The sequence below is a fragment of the Porifericola rhodea genome, from assembly GCF_030506305.1.
GTDB classification, from domain to species: domain Bacteria; phylum Bacteroidota; class Bacteroidia; order Cytophagales; family Cyclobacteriaceae; genus Catalinimonas; species Catalinimonas rhodea.
In genome coordinates, this window is the sequence record NZ_CP119421.1 from 3,219,757 (window position 1) to 3,241,856 (window position 22,100).

The 22,100-nt window shown below is 43.8% G+C and carries 11 protein-coding genes; 10 read left to right on the forward strand and 1 reads right to left on the reverse strand.

Going from position 1 to position 22,100, the window contains the following annotated elements:
* The first annotated feature begins 254 nt into the window (after positions 1-254).
* Entirely contained in the window at positions 255-3,428 is a 3,174-nt protein-coding gene (locus tag PZB74_RS13165; protein ID WP_302236726.1) for a SusC/RagA family TonB-linked outer membrane protein, read from the forward strand.
* 40 nt (positions 3,429-3,468) lie between these two features.
* Complete coding sequence (locus PZB74_RS13170) at positions 3,469-5,025, forward strand: RagB/SusD family nutrient uptake outer membrane protein (RefSeq protein WP_302236729.1); 1,557 nt, start codon at positions 3,469-3,471, stop codon at positions 5,023-5,025.
* A gap of 51 nt (positions 5,026-5,076) precedes the next feature.
* Here PZB74_RS13170 and PZB74_RS13175 read toward each other — a convergent pair whose 3' ends face one another.
* A complete protein-coding gene (locus PZB74_RS13175) occupies positions 5,077-8,652 on the reverse strand; it encodes a VCBS repeat-containing protein (RefSeq protein WP_302236731.1) in 3,576 nt (1,191 codons plus the stop codon).
* Positions 8,653-8,901: 249 nt separating this feature from the next.
* Between PZB74_RS13175 and PZB74_RS13180 the strand changes: the two genes are divergently transcribed.
* From PZB74_RS13180 to PZB74_RS13215, 8 genes are all read left to right on the forward strand, one after another.
* Positions 8,902-9,234, forward strand: a complete 333-nt coding sequence (locus PZB74_RS13180) for a four-helix bundle copper-binding protein (RefSeq protein ID WP_302236734.1) — start codon at positions 8,902-8,904, stop codon at positions 9,232-9,234.
* Between the two features lie 489 nt (positions 9,235-9,723).
* Positions 9,724-10,320 carry an RNA polymerase sigma-70 factor gene (locus tag PZB74_RS13185; RefSeq protein ID WP_302236736.1) on the forward strand — a complete coding sequence of 199 codons (597 nt, stop codon included), beginning with the start codon at positions 9,724-9,726 and terminating at the stop codon, positions 10,318-10,320.
* Positions 10,321-10,557: 237 nt separating this feature from the next.
* Complete coding sequence (locus PZB74_RS13190; protein ID WP_302236738.1) at positions 10,558-11,538, forward strand: FecR family protein; 981 nt, start codon at positions 10,558-10,560, stop codon at positions 11,536-11,538.
* 73 nt (positions 11,539-11,611) lie between these two features.
* Positions 11,612-15,046, forward strand: coding sequence for a SusC/RagA family TonB-linked outer membrane protein (locus tag PZB74_RS13195; RefSeq protein WP_302236740.1), 3,435 nt, complete (start codon positions 11,612-11,614; stop codon positions 15,044-15,046).
* A gap of 31 nt (positions 15,047-15,077) precedes the next feature.
* Complete coding sequence (locus PZB74_RS13200) at positions 15,078-16,583, forward strand: RagB/SusD family nutrient uptake outer membrane protein (protein ID WP_302236743.1); 1,506 nt, start codon at positions 15,078-15,080, stop codon at positions 16,581-16,583.
* Between the two features lie 176 nt (positions 16,584-16,759).
* Positions 16,760-19,948 carry a PVC-type heme-binding CxxCH protein gene (locus tag PZB74_RS13205; protein ID WP_302236744.1) on the forward strand — a complete coding sequence of 1,063 codons (3,189 nt, stop codon included), beginning with the start codon at positions 16,760-16,762 and terminating at the stop codon, positions 19,946-19,948.
* A gap of 64 nt (positions 19,949-20,012) precedes the next feature.
* The gene (locus tag PZB74_RS13210) at positions 20,013-21,059 is read left to right on the forward strand and encodes a ThuA domain-containing protein (RefSeq protein WP_302236746.1); all 1,047 of its coding nucleotides are present in this window, start codon (positions 20,013-20,015) and stop codon (positions 21,057-21,059) included.
* 143 nt (positions 21,060-21,202) lie between these two features.
* On the forward strand, positions 21,203-22,057 hold the full coding sequence (locus PZB74_RS13215) for a sugar phosphate isomerase/epimerase family protein (RefSeq protein WP_302236748.1): 855 nt from the start codon (positions 21,203-21,205) through the stop codon (positions 22,055-22,057).
* Positions 22,058-22,100 lie beyond the last annotated feature (43 nt).

Consider the following 22,100-nt stretch of genomic DNA (forward strand, 5'->3'; position numbering starts at 1 on the left):
TAAGTGTATTGAGAATGTAATAGCTGTTATTTTGTTTTAAATCCTCATAAATATATTAAAAATTGACAATTACTCATATATGTTTTCTCCTATAAAATAAATATTAAGTGTTTGGACTTATTTGCAAAATATTTGTAGCTTGATATGCACGAGCAGCCTGTATTTTTAATGATTTTGTACTGATTATTTTCAGTGTGAAAATTTATTGTACTAATACTTTTTACTCAGTCATATTTTCTAAACCAACCTAATACATGAGAACATCTACCAGATGGCAGTGGATAAGCTTGACCTTGTTTTGCTTGCTACTGACCTCAACAACAACCTATGCACAGCAGAGAATCGTAAGAGGTACTGTTACCTCTGAGGATGAAGGAACGCTACCAGGTGTTAATGTACTGATCAAAGGAAGTACTACTGGTACCGTAACTGATATGGATGGAAACTATCAAATTTCTGTGCCTAATGACAATGCCGTACTGGTATTTTCTTCTATTGGCTACACTGCCGAAGAAGTGACCGTAGGTAACCAATCCACTATTAATGTTGAGCTTGTACCAGATATACAATCTTTGAGCGAGGTGGTAGTGGTTGGCTATGGTACACAGGAAAAAGGCGTAGTTACAGGAGCAGTATCTTCAGTAGATATGGATCAGGTACAAAGTCTGCCCCTTACCTCAGTTGAGCAAACCCTACAGGGACGGGTGCCCGGTGTACAGGTAACACAGACAGGCGGTGGAACCCCCGGAGGTGCCGTGCAGGTGAATATCAGAGGTATTGGTACTATCAATGGCGAAACTCCTCTTTATGTAATTGATGGAGTGCAGGTACAGCAAGGGCAACAGGGACCAGATGGCTATAGTATACTCAATAGTCTAAACCCTAGTGATATAGAGTCTATTGACATACTTAAAGATGCTTCGGCAGCGGCAATCTATGGCTCCCGAGCTTCTGGAGGAGTCGTGTTAATTACCACAAAAAGAGGGAAGTCTGGGCCTGTCAAGGTAAACTTAGATGCTTATTATGGTATGCAATCACAGGGAAGTTTCTACGATGTACTAAGTGGTCCTGAGTATATTAATTACCTACAAGAACTACATAGCGGTCCTGATGGTCAGATTCCTTTAGCTTTTGACTCCAATGCAGATGGAGGCGGACGCTTGCTGAATACTGATATCAATACGAACTGGCAAGACGAACTCTATAACCCCGCACCCATCCAAAAATACAATGTTGGACTCTCTGGCGGTAATGATAATGCGGTATTTAGCGCAGGTTTTGAATATTTTAATCAGGAGGGTACGATGAAAGGTACTTCTTTTGACAGACTGGCTTTACGTATCAATTCTGACTTTAAAATTGGCAAGAGAATAAAAGTAGGAGAAAGCTTTTTGCTGAGTAAAACATACCGTGAGGTAAACGGAGGCTCCGGGGGAAGGCAGCCTCAGGAGCATGCAATCAAACAAGCTCCTACGGTATCCATTTTTGATAACAGCTTTCTTGGAGGATATGCTCATCCGGATACTGACGAAGGGCAAGATGCCAGAAATCCAATTGCTGATGCTGCTCTGCTTACCAACGACCAGGATCGTTATCAGATATTTGGATCAGTATACGGAGAGTTGGAAATATTCAAGAGTTTAACTTATAAGTTACAGTTAGGTCTAGATTTTAGTTATCAGAATAGCCTTAACTACAACCCTGAATTTGAGCAGGTACGTCGTCTTACTACTTTTTCGTCTATTACTAGAAACCGCTCAGAGTCTATCAACCCTTTGGTAGAGCAGACTTTGACCTATCAGAAATCATTTGGAGAGCACAACCTTACCGTACTTGGAGGATGGTCAGCACAGGAGACCAACTACTCTAACATAAGCATAAGCGGGCAGAAACTTCCACCTAATGTAATCTCTGTAGAAGCAGCTACTGAAAATGTAACTGTAAGCGAGAGCGATGATGAGGTAGCTTTGCGCTCTATCTTCGGACGTGTATCTTACGATTATGCAAATAAGTATCTGGTCACAGCTAATATTCGTAGAGATGAATCTTCAAAGTTGTTTAGGGGTACAGACCCGACAGGAATATTCCCTTCAGTTTCTGCTGGATGGCGAATTAGTGAAGAAGCTTTCATGGAAAGTGTACCCTTTATCAGCGACCTGAAGGTTAGAGCGGGTATAGGAGAAGTAGGAAATCAGGCTCCTCTGGGGCCATACCCCACCGATGCTAATCTACTGACCAACTACTACTATGTGCTGGGTAACACACCAACAGCAGGAATCAGCCAGTCGGAGCTGGCAAACCGGAGTATAACCTGGGAAACATCTCGGCAACTGGACATTGGCGTAGATATGGGTTTATTGGACAACCGCATTTTTATCAACTTTGATTATTACAAGAGGAATACGGTTGACCTGATTTTGAGAGCTTCGGTACCTCCTTCTGTTGGTTTAGGAGCTCCTTTTGTCAATGCTGGAGAAGTAGAAAACCGCGGGGTAGAAATGGGTATCACCTATCGTAAATCAGTAGGTGATTTTCAGTTTGACGTAAATGCGAACCTGACTACTATTAACAATGAAGTAATAGCTCTGGCAGGTGATGAAGATGTAGTACTACGTTCTGGTAGTGTTACCGATGACATCAATGAAGTATCGTGGACTCAGGTAGGGGAGTCGATTGGTACTTTTTACGGCTACGAGAGTGAGGGTATCTTTAGAGACTGGGATGAAGTGTACAGTCATGCCTATATCAACCAGGAAGTAACGGGAACTACAGATGCTAATGGTGTGCCCATTTATGATACTGATGCCAGAGATGCGGAAACAGCTGTAGACAGAACTGCTCCTGGTGATCTTAAATGGAAAGATCAGAATGGTGACGGAATTGTCAACAGTGAGGACCAAGTAGCATTAGGTAGCCCAATACCTGACTTTCTTTATGGCTTATCGTTTAATGCCGGATATAAGGGGTTTGACTTCCAGGTTTTTCTACAGGGCTCTCAGGGGGGCGAAATTTATAATGCTGCTAAACGTTGGCTGGTAGACTTTCGCCAAAACTTTAATCAGGGAGCTGAAGCGCTGAATGCTACTTATTATCAGCCTGAATATACCGCCTCTGAACCCAGAATTGTAAGAGCAGACCCTAACAGAAATGTACTAAGAAGCTCTGACCGTTATGTATACGATGGGTCTTATGCCAGAATTAAAAATCTGGTAGTAGGTTATAATTTTTCTGCGTCAGTATTGGAGAGAATTAATGCGAATAAACTGAGAGTGTATGTGTCGGCTCAAAACCTCGCTACCTTCACCAGTTATTATGGACTGGAGCCAGAAGTTGGTTCTCGTACAGGCGATCCCCGTTCCAATGGTATTGATCGTTTGCTGTATCCTCAGCCCAGAACCATCATTGCAGGCATACAGCTTGGCTTTTAAGCTTTTTTCCAACAGATATAACAGCATTAATATATTCGTCATGAAAAAATTATTATTCTCAATATTCACTTTTTCCTTTATGCTGATGTATACAGGCTGTGGTGATGATTTTCTGGATAGAAGAGATCAGACCAGTGTAAACTCAGCTTCTTTTTACCAGACTGAAGATGATGCTATTGCCTCTGTTAATGCGGTATATGCCCCTCTGCAAAACTTCAGTCTATGGGGTAGAAGAATACACTTTTTGTTAGATTTTGCTTCCGATGAAGTGGCTTCTACTCCCAATACGCAGGGCGCTCCTTTTGAGCTTATACTTCATACTTTTGGCCCCCAGGGCAATGAGCATATTGATAATCCCTGGAATATGTTTTACCGCATGATAGCTAAAGCAAATATCACTCTTTCAGAGGTGCCTGATATGGAAATTGATCAGACAGTAAAAGATGAGGTAATTGGTCAGGCTAGATTCTTGAGAGCCCTTGGTTACTTTTATATCAATGCATTATGGAATGGTGGGCCACTCAAGACAGAGGAGAACGCTAACGATTTAGCAACAGAAAGAGCTACAGCAGAGCAGATCTGGAGCCTTGTAGAATCAGACCTGAATGACGCTATTGCAAAATTGCCATGGAGCTGGGAAACTACTGATGCGGGTAGAGCTACTAAAGGAGCAGCAAAATCCTTACTTGGTAAAGCTCATCTATTTCAGGAGGAGTATGCAGAAGCAGAAGCAGCTTTTATGGATGTAATTAACAATGGACCCTACTATCTTATGGGAGGAGAAGATGACCCGGCAGGAGCGGCTAGTACCGTAGAAGAAGCCATTCAGGCCATGCGTACTAATCATGATTTTGGTGTAAAAAATAATGGTGAAGCTGTATTTGAGGTCCAGTTTAGATCAGATGCCGGAGGCTTAAGCTGGGATAGTGGAAACTCAGCCGGTTTGGCGGAGTCTACGATTCGCCCGCATGAGTATGGGGTAGATGGTTCTTCGTTTTACAATGCAAAACCCAGTCCTGAACTTCTGGCGGCCTATGAAGGAAACGGAGGAACAGCCATCGGCGATCGCGATCCGCGTTTTGAAGCATTTTTCTTTACTGAAAACGACACTATTATGCAAGGAGGCACCGCCGTACCTTACGCAGATAAGATCTCTAATGTAGGCTATGCTTTTAAAAAATATCAGCACAGCTCAGATGTATCATACTCTAATGATAACAATGTAAACCATGATGTTATTCGTTATGCTGATGTTATCCTGATGGCTGCTGAAGCCAAAATTAAGACCGGTAGCATAAGCGAAGGTATCGCTTTAATTAACCAAGTGAGAAGAAGAGCCGATCCGACGGGGGGGATATTACAGTTACGTCCAGAAAATGTAAGTGAAAGCCAGGCTATGGATTTTTTGATTAGTGAAAGAAGAGTAGAGCTCTGCTCAGAACAGGTAAGGAGGCTTGATCTGGTAAGATGGGGTATTGCAAAGGACTATATTGACAATTTTCAGGTCAATAAGCACGAATATTTTCCCATTCCTCAGACTGAGCTAAATGCAAATGAAGCTCTTACGCAAGCCGATCAAAACCCGGGCTACAATTAATTCACAACTCAGAATAAAAAGCCATGCTAACAGCATGGCTTTTTATAAAGCTCATTCTTGATTTTTGTAAGAGATTTGGATTTTGCTCATATCAATACTTCTTTTACTACCAGAGTAATTATATATCGTCACTTCACTGATGCTGTCGGCTGCTACGCACCATGTTCTGCTGCTCTGAGAAAGGTAACCTTCACCATAGTGAAACTCCCTTTTATAGGTCTTACCATTTTTATACTCAGCGATAGCAAAAAAATCATCGTACCTCAAGGGGATCATCAGTAAATCTTGCGGGCTGGCAGCTTTTGCATAAGCTTTAAGACTATCCGCATTGGAGGATATCCAGTACTGTGGCTGCTGGTCTTCACCCATAATCCGCGTCATAGCTTTGGCATCGGTATCTACCCAAAAGCCGCTTTCCTGCATGCTCGCTGGTAGAAAATCTCCTTTTCCGTTGCCTAACAATACGTTGCCTATGCCTGCATCATACTGGCCCGTCTGAGTTTCTGTAGCATAAGAGTTACCAACACAAATCAAATCAGGGTAGCCATCAGCATTTACATCTTCTGCCAGCATGCCATAAATAGGAGCGAACTGAGCTTTTAAGGGCAGAGGGCTTATTTTGAATTTACCATTGCCCAAATTTTCCAGATAGCTGCTTTGCATATGCACACTCTGGAGGACGTAAGCATCTTCCAGTTCCTCCCCGGTAAATACATCGGAGAACTTAGCCTGTCCGTAAGTTTCGTAGCGTGGAAAGCGGCGTCTCAATTGAATGATCTGGCCCAGCAGTGCATCGCGTGGTGCTACCGGATACTCCTCTCCCATATTGTAATAAGCCATTATGGGGTCAATAGTGTTATTTTGATCAAAATCTTTGACGTAAATACTAAGAGGCTCCTTAGCTGAGACACTAAACTTGGAGTTTAGCCCCAGATTGCCTGCCAAGTAGTCCAGGTCACCATCCTGATCAAAGTCTTCGGCCAGCAGACTGTTCCACCAGCCCGAGGTATTGGGCAAGCCGGTCTGAGCGGTCTCATTCTCAAATTTTCCTTTTTGGTTACGCATAAAAGTGAGAGGCATCCATTCTCCTGCTACTAATAAATCTACCTGCCCGTCACCATCAAAATCTGTCCAGAGCGCAGCAGTGACCAGCCCGATCTGACTAAGTGCAGGGGCAACACTTTCGGTAACATCAGTAAAAGTGCCGCCATTATTACGTAATATGTAGGAGCGGGGGGGGAGTGGGTATTTTTGTGGGCGTAGCCTGCCTCCTACAAACAAATCCAGGTCACCATCCTGATCATAGTCAGCTGCCACAACACAAGAACCGCTGGTTTTCATGTCTGGCAAAGCCTGCGCTGTAAGCGTAAAATTTCCCTGTCCGTCGTTCAGGTACAGTCGATCCTGATAAGCCTCATGTCCTTCATAAAATTCATTTCCTCCGCTTACAACATACAAATCATTGTCGCCATCCTGGTCCGCATCAAAAAACAGGGCGCCCATGTCTTCACTTTTCTGCTTTTCTTCCAGCGGTGTAGTTGCAAACGAACCATTAGCCTGCTGAACGAGTAAGTAGCCAGAAAAACCATTGGCTCCTCCCATATACATATCATCTAAACCATCTCCGTTGATGTCTCCTACGGCTAGTGCAGGGCCATCTCGAGAGTAGCGCCGGGGCAGCAGGCTCTGGTAGTGAAAGTCAATAAAGTCATTTTCCTGATGCAATAGTTTTGGTACGGCATGCATCGTAAGTAAGGGGGCGGGAGCAGGGCTGGATGGCAGCTTAAGAGGCTGTGCGTCTTTATAATTGAGCTCAAGTATTTGGTTGGCATTCACATGATAAAGCCGCTGGGTACTACCATCTGGCCACTCTACCCAGATAGAGTCCAGCAATGTATATTGCCCTAAACCAAAGTGTGCTTTTTCGTCTACGCTGGATTTATACCCCCGGTATACGGTATGGTAATGGTACTGCCGTTGCTCATTATACCAGAGCGTAATTTTAGTCCCCAACCCTGCAAGATTGCCTTTTGGGCCATGTAAACGGAAGCTGATATAATGATTATTTCCTCTCTTAGCCTGGTTTTGGAAGATAAAAGCTTCATCATTGATATTATTCATTACCAGGTCCAGGTCGCCGTCATTATCCAGATCAGCGAATGCCGTACCGTTAGAAAACGAAGGAGTGGCTATTCCCCAGGCTTCTGATTTATCTTCAAAAGTAAGATCCTGTTGGTTACGGTAGATGTAGTTATGTACTTTGGCCGGTTTTAGTAAAGAAGTGAGCCGTTTAGAGGTAGAATCCCGGCTCTCCTGAGTGCCAAACTGAGTGGCAGAAGACTGGTACATAATGTAGTCCAGGTCAGTTACATCTTTAGCATAGCCGTTGGTAATAAGCAGGTCACGATAGCCATCGTTATCATAATCAGCAAAGAGTGAACTCCAACTCCAGTCTGTTTTGTAGATACCTGCCAGGTGTCCAATCTCACTAAAGGAAAGCTCTCCACTCGGACTAAGCCCATTGTTAAGCTGTAGGGTGTTTCTCATGTATTGGGGAGTATAACCCATATCCAAAGCAAGATCAAACTTCTCAAAATTCATCTTAGGCAGCATGGTTTTCTGCCGGAGGTTATCTTCCGGAAGCATGTCCAGCACTACTATATCCACCAGGCCGTCATTGTTATAGTCTGCAATATCGGTACCCATACCATTATGTGACTGATGTTTAAGGTAGTCAGTAGCCTTATCGGTAAAGCTTCCCTCACCATTATTTATCCACATCAGGTCGTTCGTTATAAAATCATTAGCAGCATATACATCTGGCCAGCCATCCTGGTTCAGGTCGTTTACAGTAATACCTAGTCCGTAGCCTTCTGTAAGTATACCAGCTTCCCGGCTTACATCTTTAAAAACTGGATGACCACCGGGGCCAATACCTTCATTTCTATAAAGCTTATCGTTACTTACACCTTCTCCGTTCGTTTTTTTAGGGCGGGTATTATTATGGCTAAACGTCTCCATGCCGTTGGTCAGGAGGTACATATCCAGATCACCATCCTTGTCATAATCTAGAAAAGCAGCCTGAGTAGAGTAGCCCTCATCGTCCAGACCATAAGCCTGAGCCATTTCTGAAAAAGAGGGAGGGTCATTGCCATCGTTGATAAACAAAAGGTTTCTGCTGGCTTTCTGGTTAAATTTATTGGCTACACTTACATAAATATCCAGGTGACCATCCTGGTTGATGTCTACCATGGCTACTCCGGTACACCATCGGTTAATATCAATGTTTGCCTGCTGACTGATGTCTTCAAATTGAAGTCTGCTACCTTGCCCGACTTCAGTTCGGTTAAGGTATAACTGATTGTTTACTGCATTACCCGCAAAAAAGATATCCGTTAGCCCGTCATTGTTTACATCGCCTACGCCTACTCCACTTCCATTATAAATGTAAGGGTAGTCAATGACATTGAGAGTGTCATTTTCTTCTATCTGGTTAATAAAATAAATACCACTTTCGGATGAGGAAATCCTCTCAAAAAGCTTTTCGCTATCTGTTTCGGGGGTACATCCGTTCAGGACACAGTAGCAGAGAAGTAGCAAGCTATATAATGGAAAAAAAAGACGCATGCTGTGTAGTATGGGTTGTATCTGTATTACTTGATTAACCCAATTTAAGGCTTTTTTTTGGCATGCAGCAAGAGTAAAAATGATTATAAGGGAATTATTTAAAAGCGGTAAAATGTAGGTCAAATTATAAAAATTGAGGGTTCTGGCTAAGTGTTACAAACAATGCATCCTTTTTTATTATTAGTTTATTAGCTAAGTGTCCACTCAGTTTAAGGACATAATTTTTTAACCGCTATAAATTTTTTAAACATGAAAAAACACGAAGATCTAATCCAGAAACTAGCAGACTGTCTGGCGGCTTGTCAGTTTTGTGCCGACCAATGCCTGGCAGAAGACGATGTAGCAAAAATGATAGACTGTATTCGTACCGACCGTGACTGCGCGGATGCCTGCCAAATGGCGATCAATTTTGTAGCGCGCCAGAGTAGTAATTCCAAATCTGTTGTAGACTTATGTCGTAATTTATGTAAAGCCTGTGGTGATGAATGCGCCAAACACGACATGGACCACTGTCAGGCCTGTGCCAATGCTTGCCGTGCCTGTGAAGAGGCCTGCGAGAATTTCTTAAAGGTAGCGGCATAATAGAAAATCACCTGCTATACTTTAGCAGGTGATTGCTAGTATAATATAATTACTATAAAGTTTAGATTTTACAGGTTAAAAACGGTAAATGTTATATATAGAGGTGTTTGAGTTATAAATATGAAACTTGTACTTTCTTTGCTTTTTCTGCTGACTTTTTGACCTCATGATTAAAATGAAACATAAATATTGCTACAAAAATGGCATTTGAGGGTAAATAATAAACCAAAGGCAAAAACTTAATTAAGGTAGCATAACTTAATACGAATAGCAATGCAAAGCTTTGCGCAACTCCACAATAACAACTCATCTGCTTAGTATATCTTAAAACTTTTCATCTGATTTAATAAAATGATAATAATTGCTGTCAAAATTGAATTAAATGTTTGAGTTTGACGGTATGACCTGGTTTTGTTTGAAAAAATAAAAAAATAGCTTTAATATGAATAAGATTCGTAGCAGATAAACCCGAATTATAAAAGCAGTACTTTGAATATACCAAACTCAGATAGCGAACAGAAGCTGGTTTCCATGCTCAAGGCAGGAGACGAAAGTGCTTTTCGCTTGCTTTTTGAAAAGTATAGTAAGATAGTATATAAATATGCCTGCCTGCTTACCAAATCTCCCTTGCTGGCAGAAGAAGCTGTACAGGAGGTATTTATGAAGATATGGCAGACTAAAAATCTGCTTGATCCGGAGCGCTCCTTCAAGTCTTTTATCTTTACCATTACCAAACATCACGTATACAATCAGCTCCGCAAAGCTACAAATGACGACAAGCTAAAAGCCCAGGTGTATTATCAGCAGGAGTTTGTGTGCCATACCACAGAAAATCAGATTGCTTTTCGCGAAATGGAGAAGCTGCAAAACGAAATAATTTCCAGGCTACCTACACAAAGGCAGTTAATCTTTCGTATGAGCCGTATTCAGGGCCTTAGTCATAAAGAGATAGCAGAGAAACTGGGCATCTCTACCAATACAGTAAAAGACCAAATTGTAAAAGCTACAAAAACTATTAAAGAGTACTTTCGCACACATGCCGATGTAGCGGTGGTACTGGTCTACTGCATCCATTTTTTTCTATAATTCTTTGTGCTCCTCAGCTTTATGGAGCTGCACCACAAACTAAATATTAGAAGGTCTGCAAACTAGCTGTACATACCCTCCAGAGCAGGATAGTCATGTTTTTACACCTCAATACATTAAACAAGATTGGTAGGGGGCTAATCTCTTCTGAAAAAAAAATCCAAAAAAAAATTATCAGCCGATCGTCTATTTGTCTTTGGGCGGTGTACTATAAACAAAGACTAATTCACAACACCTTTGAACGAAGACCAATACATAAAACTACTGTTTGAAAAGTTTATCGCCGGGCAGTGTAGCAGAGCAGAGTTAGAAATACTGATAGACTATATCAACAAAACAGATGATGCGAGCAACCTACCGGAGATAGATGAGGTACAAGCCCAATTGGAGCAAATGCCGGATCTGGATAAAACTCGTTCTGATAGCATATTGGCTAATATTCTAACAGCAGAACCGCAAAAAAAGCTTGTTCCACAGAGAAAAACTAAGCGCATAAGCAGCCTGCAAATGGCAGCGGCTATAGGTGGGGTATTGCTGCTTCTGGGCGTGTGCTATCAGCTCTTTTTTGCCAGTTACACTCAAGAGTACATAACAGCCTATGGCGAAGTACGTACCGTTGAGCTTCCAGATGGCTCAGAAGTGATGCTAAACGCTAACTCCAGCCTACGGTGGAAAGGCGGATGGGCTAGTTATAATGTACGCGAGGTATGGCTGAGCGGAGAAGGTTTTTTCTCGGTAGTGCATACAGAGCACGATCAGAAGTTTGTTGTGCATACCAGCCCGGGGCTCAGTGTAGAAGTTTTAGGTACCAAATTTAATGTAAATGACCGTCAGGAGCGAATACAGGTAGTGCTCAACGAAGGTAAAGTAAAGGTGAAGGCTCCGGAAACCTACGAAAAAGAGAGGCTGATGGAGCCCGGAGAGTTGTTAGAGTACAGTGAGGAGGGCATACACCAACAGGCAGTTAACACCGAATTGTATACCTCCTGGCGAAATAATGTATTGCAGTTTGAAAACACACCCTTGAGTGAAGTGTTCAGCCTTGTTAAAGACAATTATGGTTATGAGGTTCATTTTGAGGATAACAGCATTGCTCAGCTAAGGTTTTCAGGCTTTAATGCGGCCGACGACCTTAAACTTTTGTTGCAAACCCTTAGCAAGTCATTTAAGCTAGACATACGCAAGAGAGATAATGTACTGATCATCAAGTACAAATAAGATACCCTGTCAGTTGGAGTCATACTTAGTTCTGGCTGGCAGCATTACTAATACAACCTAATACAACATCATCATGAAAAAAGCTTATCTGATCAGAAGCCTGATGTTAATAGCTTTGCTAGGACTGATATGTCCCAACATCAATGCTCAGGAGTTAGCCACACTGACTAAAGCAGGTCGCTACTCCAAACCCAAACAACCTTCAGGAAAAGCCCTGATTAACGTAATTCGCGAACTGGAAAAAACGTATCAGATCCGTTTTAACTACAATACAGAATTAATAAGTGGAAAGCAGATTGATAGCGCTACCGTACAGTCTATCAGCAAAGACGATAGCCAATTGGAAGAATTGCTGGACAAACTGCTTTTGCCCCTGAACCTGAAGTACGAAAAGCTTAAGCAGGGTCATTACGTAATTTTTGAAAGCTCTAGCTGGAAGAATAGTGTAAACCAGTTTAAAGTAGATGAAAAGAATGCCGAATCTTCTCATAAGCTGGCTACTGTTGTACAACTAGAGCAGCAAATAAGTGGTGTCGTAAAAGATGGTGAAAGTGGAGAAGTATTGCCTGGAGTAAATGTGCTGGCCAAAGGCACTACCTTGGGTACGGTTACTGATATAGAAGGTGCCTACCGGCTAAGCGTGGCAGATGATATTAGCACCCTGGTGTTTTCGTCTATAGGCTATGTTACCGAAGAAGTAGCTATAAATGGCCGTACCACAATTGACCTGGAAATGATGCCCGATATTCAATCTTTATCAGAGGTCGTCGTCGTCGGTTATGGTACACAGAAGAAGAGCGACCTTACAGGTGCAGTAACCACCGTTAAAGGTGAAACTTTACAGGAACGCCCTACGGCAACTTTAAACCAGGCTCTTTCTGGCAGGATGACTGGCGTAAATGTTTCTACCAATTCCGGGCGTCCTGGCGGTAAAACCAATATCAGAATTCGGGGAAATACTTCTGTAAGCGTGGCCAACGACCCGCTATATGTGGTAGATGGTGTAATTCTGGTGGCTTCTGGCCTGGCCAATAGTAGCTCACCTATAGATTACCTGAACCCTAATGATATTGCCTCTATAGAAGTATTAAAAGATGCTTCGGCTACTGCGATCTATGGTGCCAGGGGTGCCAATGGCATTATTATGGTTACCACCAAAAGAGGAAGCAAAGGCGGAGGTGAGATCAGTTATAACAACTACTTTAGCTTAGGGACGCTTCCTAAAAAAATTCCTTTGTTAAACTCAGAAGAGTTTCTGATGGTAGAAGACATTGCCTACCAAAACGCGGAAAAGTATGACCCCGTAGGTTATGCAGCAGGAAAGTATCCGGACCCGGCTCTTAAAAGAAATGACCCCAGATTATTTGACGAAAATGGAGACCCCATCTATGATACGGACTGGCAGGACGAAGTTACCCAGAAAGCTTTTAGCCAGAGCCATCAGCTATCTTTTACCGGCGGAAACGAAAAAGGGAGCTATGGCGCATTTTTAGGCTATGTGAATGAAGAAGGCCTGATGAGAGAGTCCTGGTTAAAAAGGTACTCTGCCCGCTTTGTTTTTGATACCCAGATTCGTGAGTGGTTTAAGGTAGGCGGTAGCCTCAGCTACAACAATCAGAATGAAAGACATGTACAGGGTGTTTGGGTTGGTAGAAATATGGTAGAAAATCTGCCTATAGTGCCTGTAAAATACCCTGATGGAAGCTGGGGTGGCAACTCCGACTATCCGGGTATGGAAGGAGGTCCAAATCCGGTAAGAGTAGGAGAGGAGTACGAAAATTACCTCAAAACCAATACTGTGCTGGGTAATATATTTACCAACATCACCTTAGCCAAAGGGTTGGACCTGAGAACTACAGTAGGTGTCAATAATATAGAGCAGAGAATTAGTACTTATGGCGGTCGTGAGCTTAGCTTTATCTCCAGCAACCAGAAAGGCGATGCCTCATTAACAACTGACCAGCATGTATCCTGGCAGCTGGAAAACTACCTGACCTATACCAAAGAAATTGAAGACCATTCCTTTACTGGGCTATTAGGGGTTTCGTGGCAGCACATAGATCGCTTTAACTTTAATGCCAGAACTCAGAATTTTACGGACGATTATTACAGCTATAATAACTTAGGAGCAGGCTCTGTAGTGGTAGCGCCCAACTCCAACGCTTATGGCTATGGGCTTAATTCCTATTTTGGTAGGATCAATTATGGCTTGCTGGATAAGTATCTGGTGACAGTAACCGGGCGTATGGATGGCTCTTCTAAGTTTGGTAAGGCCAACCGTTACGCGTTTTTCCCTTCTGCCGCGCTGGCCTGGAGAGTTTCGGAAGAGGAGTTTATCAAAAATATTCCGGCCATTTACAACCTGAAGCTGCGTACTAGCTATGGTGTTACCGGAAACTCAGAAATTGCAGCTTATCAGGCACTGGCAGGTATGCAGAACTACAATTACATATTCGGAGGAAGCCTGAACTCCGGTACCGGCATAAACCGATTGGCTAACCCTAACTTACAATGGGAAAAAACCAAGCAGGTAGATGCAGGGGTGGAACTAGGCTTGTTCAATGGACGCCTTTCTCTGGAAGCGGATGTGTATCGCAAGCTGACAACCGATATGCTTTTGCAATCGCCGGTACCTGCCAGTAGTGGATATACTACCGTAACCAAAAACATTGGTAGCATGGTCAACAAAGGGGTAGAGTTTGCTATAAATACGATCAACATTGAAAAGAATGATTTTATCTGGTCTACGGATTTTAATATCTCAATCAACAAAAATGAAGTAACTGCGCTCTCTGGTGGTAGCGATATCTTTAATGGAGCTAATATTATTCGTGTCGGTGAGCCGGTGAGTACTTTCTTTGGGCTGGTGCATGTAGGTACCTGGAATACCGACGAAGAATCAACTGCCGCGCAGTATAACCGACTTCCCGGCGATGTAAAGTATCTGGATATCAATGATGATGGTAAAATTAACCAGGCAGACCGTGCTATTCTGGGCAAAGGAATTCCTGACGGATTTGGCACCTTTAGCAACACATTCAAGTACAAGAATTTTGATCTGCTGATAGACCTTCAGTTTCAGTACGGTAACGAAGTGCTCTGGAGAGCGCAACATTCGCTGGAAGACCGACAGGGTATAGCTAACAGCTTTGCCTCTGTGCTCAACGCCTGGACGCCAGACAATCAGGATACCCGCATAGCACAGATCCGCCCGATAGCGGCAGGTTATGATACCAATGATGATGCCTCAAAAATCTATGATGGCTCATTTATCAGAGGTAGAAATATATTACTGGGCTATAACTTTTCTCCTGAATTTACCAACCGGCTTAGGCTGAAGAGGCTCAGAGTATACGGCTCAGTACAGAATTTCTTTCTTAGTACGGAATTTCCGGGCTATGACCCCGAGTCTCAGACCTCTGGGCATACCTTCGGGCAGGGCTATATTTCTTACAATGAATACCCTAAGCCCAGAGTATTTATGGTCGGTTTAAATGCTTCTTTCTAAAATTCCTGAATGACAGAAAAACGATAATATTATGAAATTAAATACAAATACATACTGCTCTTTGTGCCTCGCCGCGTTGCTTTCTATGGTCGGTACCTCCTGTACTGATTTTCTGGATGAATCTGATCCTTCAAACTTTACGGTAGAGAACTACTTTCAGACAGAAGGGCATGCAGAAAGTGCGGTTACCTCTATTTATGCCAGCCTCAAAGATATCAGGGGCGGAGGCTATGGAGGAAGCCCCTGGCTTATGCTGGAATTTCAGACCGGCCTGGCTAATACTGAGCTGGGTCAGGCGCAGAACAGCCTGATTATTCGCGACCTGGTAAACACTTCAGACAATGGTTATGGAGTAACTCACTGGAACAGCAGCTACCGTGGTATCGCCAATGCTAATCTTGCACTGGCTAACATTCCAGCCATAACTATGGATGAAGGACATAAGCAAAGGCTGCTGGGCGAAGCCAGATTTTTACGTGCCTATTACTATTACAACCTGGTTAGAATTTTCGGTAAAGTGCCGCTAATAACTGATCCGGTAGACTTAAACTCACCCATCCTTTACCCTCCGCAGTCTTCTGTAGAAGAAGTGTATGAGCTGATTGTGTCCGACTTGCTGGAGGCAGAGCAGTCGGGACTTCCGTATACCGACGCTGACGGTAGGGCTTCCCTGGGTGCAGTAAAGTCCTTACTGTCTAGCGTATACCTTACAATGGCAGGCTACCCTTTGCAAAAAGGTAGTGAGTACTATCAAAGAGCAGCAGATAAAGCTAAAGAAGTAATAGACTCAGGCGAGTTTGACCTCTTTCCCACTTATGATGATCTGCATGACCCTGCATTGAAAAATACAGGAGAGCATATTTTTATGGTGCAGTATGCCGCCTTTATAGATCCGGCCAACTGGCAGCCGCTTATCATTCCCTACAACCAAAATATCTCTGCTTACTCATCGCAGACCGGGGCTATTTTCGCAGAAGAAAAATTTGTAGAGTCTTATGAACCGGGCGATAAAAGAGCCGAAGAAAAACAGTTTTACTACCATTACTATACGCTTAAAGCAGACAGGTCAGATACCATCAATCTGGGGGGCTACTATTTGTATAAGCATTTTGATGTAGAGGCAAACCTGAACACAGCCAGCAGTGACCTTAACTGGCCACTCTTACGCTATGCGGAAGTTCTGCTCATTTATGCTGAAGCCTCCAACGAAATATCAGGGCCTACTGCTGAAGCCTATGAAGCGGTGAATAAAATTCGTAGAAGGGCAGAACTGCCTGAACTCTCTGGCTTAAGCCAGGATGAGTTTAGAGAAGCAGTGTGGAAAGAGCTTTGGCATGAGCTGAGCTACGAAAACAAAACCTGGTTTGATATGGTGAGAATCAGAAAAGGCTTTAACCTCAACACTCTGGAGTTTGAAGATTATGTAGGCTATCAGTTTATCAATGGCCCCACACTAACAGAAAGAGAACTTCTTTACCCTATCCCTACAGATGAGCTCAGAAACAATGAGCATCTGGAACAGAACGATGGATATTAATCAGACATATTCTCTATAATTCTCATATACTGAAGAGAGGATAAGTGAGAAGATTCACTTATCTTCTCTATTTTGATGATATTAAGACTTACAAGTCTGAACAAATAAGCATATCTTCATACGATAACAACTAATACATGACAACCAGCTTCAGAACACTCTTTCACACTATATGCATGTGCATTATAGCTGCCTGCGTATGGGGGTGCGGTTCATCAGAAACCCCAAAAATAAAGCTTTCAAAAAATGACCACATCCTGCTGATCGGTAACAATCTTGGCTCAAGGATGATGAACTACGGTTATTTTGAGACCGAACTTCAGCTACGCTACCCGGATAGCCTGCTATTTATTCGTAATATGAGCGATGGTGGCAATACTCCTGGCTTCAGGCCGCATGCCAGCCGGAACTCTCCCTGGGCGTTCCCGGGGGCAGAAAAATACCAGACTGCTCTGGCAAACTATCCTGATAGTAGTGGGCACTTCTCTACCACCGATAACAGACTCAACTCCGATAGTAAAGGCCACTTTGAAACGGAAGACCAATGGCTGACACGGCTGCAAGCCGACATTATTATTGCTTTTTTTGGCTACAGTGAGTCATTTCAGGGAGAAAGCGGTGTAGAAAGTTATAAAGCAGAGCTGGATGCATTTGTGCAGCATACACTTGCCCAGCAGTACAATGGTGAGCATGCGCCTCAGCTGGCCCTGGTGTCACCTATCGCTTTTGAAGACCTTTCCGATCAATATGACCTACCGGATGGTAAGCAGGAAAACGTTAATTTATCGTTGTACTCACGAGCCATGGAAGAGGTAGCGGCAAAGTACGAGGGTGTACATTTTGTAGATATGTTTTCGCCTACTAAATCCTGGTATCAGGAGAGTGATGAACCTCTTACTATAGATGGATTTCAGCTTACTGAGGCAGCTTATGCCAGGTTTTCCAAAGTATTGGTTAATAAATTATTTGGTGAGAAAGAAGCAGAGGCTGAAGCTCATCGGAAGCTGGTACATGCTGCTGTTATGGAAAAAAACTGGATGTGGCACAACGATTTTAAAATACCAAACGGTGTACATGCTTACGGGCGTCGCTATAACCCTTTCGGGCCAGAGAATTATCCTGCCGAGATTGAGAAAATCAGGGAGATGACCAGCGTACGAGACGAAGCCATATGGCAGGCAACTAAGGGCAAAAAAATGGATTTGGCCGCTGCTGATGCTAAAACAAAAAAGCTGCCCGATATTAAAACCAACTATAAGCCCAGCGAGAAAAATGGTACTCCTGAATACCTGTATGGTCAGGATGCGCTGGACAAGCTGCACACGCCTCCCGGTTACAAAATAGAGCTATTTGCCTCCGAACAGGATTTTGATGACCTTGCCAACCCTGTACAGATTTCCTTTGACAATAAGGGACGCCTCTGGGTAGCTACTATGCCCAGCTATCCGCACTACAAACCCGGCGATGCTAAACCCAACGATAAACTGATTATTCTGGAAGATACAGATGGTGACGGACGTGCTGACCAGCAGACCACTTTTGCCGATAGTCTACACTTACCACTTGGCTTTACCATAGCCGCTGAAGGGGTATACATCTCTCAGGGTACCAACCTGATGCTATATAAGGATATGGATGGGGATGACCGTGCAGATACCCACGAAATTCTGTTAAGTGGTTTTGATGATCATGATACCCATCATGCTCATAGTGCTTATACTACAGATCCTTCTGGTGCAATTTACATGGGAGAGGGTACATTCTTACGCACGAGTGTAGAAACGCCTTATGGACCAGTAAGGGGCACCAATGGTGGGTTTTACCGCTACGATCCTAACCGCAAAAAACTGGAAAGAGCAGCACAGCTTTATATCCCTAACCCCTGGGGCATTGCTTTTGATGAGTGGGGGCAGGATTTCTTTGCCGATACTTCCGGCCCTGATGTGCATTGGATGATGCCCGGCACCGTTAAGCCTATGTATGGGGTAGTTACGCCAAAGTCCAGAAACCTGATTGAAGATGCCCACCGTGTGCGTCCTACTTCTGGCCTTGAATTTGTCTCCAGCCGTCATTTTCCTGATGAGGTGCAAGGCGATCTGCTTATCAATAACACCATTGGCTTTTTGGGTACCAAGCAGCATAAACTGATAGACGATGGTACCGGGTATCATAGTGAGCACCGCCATGACTTAGTGTGGAGCGAAGACAAAAACTTTCGTCCGGTAGATATGGAGTTTGCTCCCGATGGCTCACTGTATATAGCAGACTGGCATAATGTGCTTATTGGGCATATGCAGCATAATGCTCGCGACCCCTATCGCGATCATGTGCACGGACGTGTCTACAGAGTCACTTACCCTTCTCGTCCATTGGTAGAGCCGGCCAAAGTAGATGGCGCCAGCATAGAAGTGCTGCTGGATAACCTGAAACTTCCTGAGTACAGAACCCGTTCTCGTAGTCGTCGTGAGCTCCGTCGCTATAATGCCTCAGAAGTACAGGCCAGTCTTTACAACTGGATAGACCGTCTGGATCAGAACGATCCTCGTTACGAGCATCACCTTCTGGAAGCTCTTTGGGTAAGCTGGGGGTTAAATAAAGTAGATGAGTCCCTGCTTCGTCAGTTGCTGCAGTCAGAAGATTTTCATGTGCGGGCGGCGGCTGTGCGTGTGCTGCGTTATAATGCCCATCAGATAGATGAGCAGCCCGAACTTTTGATGCAAGCTGCCAATGACAATCATGGCAGAGTACGGCTAGAGGCAATTACAGCAGCCTCCTGGTTAGGCAAGGAGGTAGGCTTGCCTATTGTAGAAGCTGCGGGTAAAAAACCTTTGGACGACTGGATTATTGATGCTTACGAAACCGCACTGGCCCACCTGAATGGGCACCCTCGGCAGGAGAAAAAAGAAATAGCCGTGCAAACCTCCCTGAAGGGTAAAGAAAAAGATCTCTTCCTGAAAGGTAAAGAAATATACGACCGTGAAGGGTATTGTGGCACCTGCCATCAGCTGGATGGAAAAGGGCTTACAGCTTCTGGCTTTCCTCCTCTATCGCAGACCCCCTGGGTAAACGGTAGCCAGGAGCGACTGATCAAAATTGTGCTAAAAGGTCTGATGGGACCCATAGAAGTAAAGGGTAAAGAGTACCCCGGGCAGGTACCCATGACTCCATTTGGAGGTATGCTTAATGATGAGGAGGTAGCCGCAGTGCTCACCTATGTGCGTAACTCCTTTGGAAATCAGTCTTCTGCTGTTAGCCCGGAAAAAGTAAGAGTAGTAAGAGAACAAGCATCTTCCAAAACAGGCTTCTATTCTCCGGAGGAATTACTACGCGAACATCCGCTTGAAAAAAAGCTATCCAGAAAATAAGTTGACAAAAGATTATGCATCCAGCATAAGATCACTTAATTTTTAACGCCAAAGAATAACACTAATGCAACACAACCTTTTTAATAACCCATTCAACCTCATAGGTCTTCGTATTTTGCTGTTTACTACGGCCTTTCTGGGTAGTATGCAGCTTAGCTGCTCCCAGCAGTCTGCGCAATGGGTAAGCTATGAAGGAAAGCAAGGCAGTGGAGAGGGTAAACATATTGTACTGGTAAGTGGTGATGAAGAGTACCGTTCGGAAGAAGCCCTACCCATGTTGGCGCGTATCCTTTCTGAGCATCATGGTTTTAAAACCACCGTACTTTTTGCTCTGGATCCTAAGAGTGGAGAGATAGACCCTGAAAATCAGACCAACATTCCAGGGCTGGAGCATCTGGAGTCTGCCGACCTGATGGTACTCTTTACCCGTTTCAGAGAGTTGCCCGACGAGCAGATGAAATACATAGATGCCTACACCAAAGCCGGAAAACCTATAGTGGCAATGCGAACCTCTACTCATGCCTTTAACTATTCTCGCAACAAGCAGAGCCCCTATGCCAAGTACAGCTTTAACAGTAAGGAAGAAGGCTGGGAAGGTGGTTATGGCAAACAGGTATTTGGAGAAACCTGGGTGGCGCATCATGGTCATCATGGTAAAGAAGGAACCCGCGGACTTATCAATGGATTAGTGCAGGATCACCCTATCCTGAAGGGAGTGCAGGATATTTGGGGCCCTACAGATGTATATACCATTGCAGATTTACCCGAAGATGCAGAAGTACTCCTCTATGGACAAAGCACCAAGGGTATGAACGATAAAGCTCCTTTGAGTTATGATAAAGCAGTAATGCCTGTAGCCTGGACCAGAAACTATACCTCAGCTAGTGGTAAGCAGGCACGCGTCTTCAATACTACTATGGGAGCTGCGGTAGATCTGCAAAGTGAAGACCTAAGGAGGATGATGGTCAATGCCTGCTACTGGGCTATGGGTATGGAAGCGGATGTGCCCGAAGAAAGCAATGTAAATATCGTTGGAGAGTACCAACCCACCATGTTTGGGTTTGGAGATCACAAAACGGGTGTGCGCCCCGCTGACTATGCCATGGAGTAATAAAAAAGTTCTTTTATCTAATCCAGCATTAGTATTTGAGCCTAAGGCATGTTTAAAGTAAAATAGTTTTGATAGTTAATAAGGTCAGGAGATAAGCAGTGGGCTGCTTCCTCCGGCCTCAGTTTTTTTTATATAGCAATAGTATGAAAAGTAAAATTGGATTTAATGTATTAGCCTGGTCGGCAAATATGTCGGATGATTTGATGCCTATCATTGATAGACTGAAGGGCATTGGGTACGATGGTGTAGAATTTTTTATCGGCTCACCCGATGAAGCCGCTTATTCGCGTATAGGTAAACATGTGAAGGACCTGGGCATGGAGGCTACCACTGTTTTTGTAGTAAGTAAAGATGAGAGCCCTATTGACCCTTCATCTGAGGTAAGACAAAAAGGTTTGGACCGAATCAAATGGGCGGTAGACCGTGCTCATGCTATGGAGTCAAAAATTATCTGCGGACCTTTCCACTCAGCACATGCCCATTTTGCGCAGCGTGCCCCGGAAGAAGATGAGTACACAAGAGCCGCTGAGGTTCTACATGCTGCGGGAGAATATGCAGCTCAGGCAGGTATTACCCTTACGCCGGAAGCGCTTAACCGTTTTGAGTGCTATTTGTGCAATACTATGGAGCAACTGCTGAAGCTTATTAAAAAGGCAGATCATCCTAACGTAAGGGCTATGTTTGATACACACCATGCTAACATAGAAGAGAAAAAGCTATCTGCCGCTATCAAAACCATTGCTCCGGTGCTGAGCCACGTTCATATCAGTGAAAACGACAGAGGCACTCCTGGTGATGGGCATGTGCCATGGGACGATGCTTTTGCTGCTCTTGGCGAAATCAACTACGAAGGCTGGCTGACTATTGAGGCTTTCTCTCGTAATGATCCAGATTTTGCCAATGGTATTGGGGTGTGGAGAGAATATTCCAAGCCCTGGGATATGGCAGAAAAAGGCTATACACTCATCAAAACAATGGGCGAAAAGTATGGCCTGTAAGATGTAAGAGACCTATATTAACTCATACAACCTATAAACTACT

What these genes read in the sequence shown, in the direction of transcription:
- PZB74_RS13210 (WP_302236746.1), top strand. Translation starts at nt 20,013, where the DNA reads ATGCAACACAACCTTTTTAATAACCCATTCAACCTCATAGGTCTTCGT.
- PZB74_RS13200 (WP_302236743.1), top strand. Translation starts at nt 15,078, where the DNA reads ATGAAATTAAATACAAATACATACTGCTCTTTGTGCCTCGCCGCGTTG.
- PZB74_RS13165 (WP_302236726.1), top strand. Translation starts at nt 255, where the DNA reads ATGAGAACATCTACCAGATGGCAGTGGATAAGCTTGACCTTGTTTTGC.
- PZB74_RS13175 (WP_302236731.1), bottom strand. Translation starts at nt 8,652, where the DNA reads ATGCGTCTTTTTTTTCCATTATATAGCTTGCTACTTCTCTGCTACTGT.
- PZB74_RS13180 (WP_302236734.1), top strand. Translation starts at nt 8,902, where the DNA reads ATGAAAAAACACGAAGATCTAATCCAGAAACTAGCAGACTGTCTGGCG.
- PZB74_RS13215 (WP_302236748.1), top strand. Translation starts at nt 21,203, where the DNA reads ATGAAAAGTAAAATTGGATTTAATGTATTAGCCTGGTCGGCAAATATG.
- PZB74_RS13195 (WP_302236740.1), top strand. Translation starts at nt 11,612, where the DNA reads ATGAAAAAAGCTTATCTGATCAGAAGCCTGATGTTAATAGCTTTGCTA.
- PZB74_RS13205 (WP_302236744.1), top strand. Translation starts at nt 16,760, where the DNA reads ATGTGCATTATAGCTGCCTGCGTATGGGGGTGCGGTTCATCAGAAACC.
- PZB74_RS13170 (WP_302236729.1), top strand. Translation starts at nt 3,469, where the DNA reads ATGAAAAAATTATTATTCTCAATATTCACTTTTTCCTTTATGCTGATG.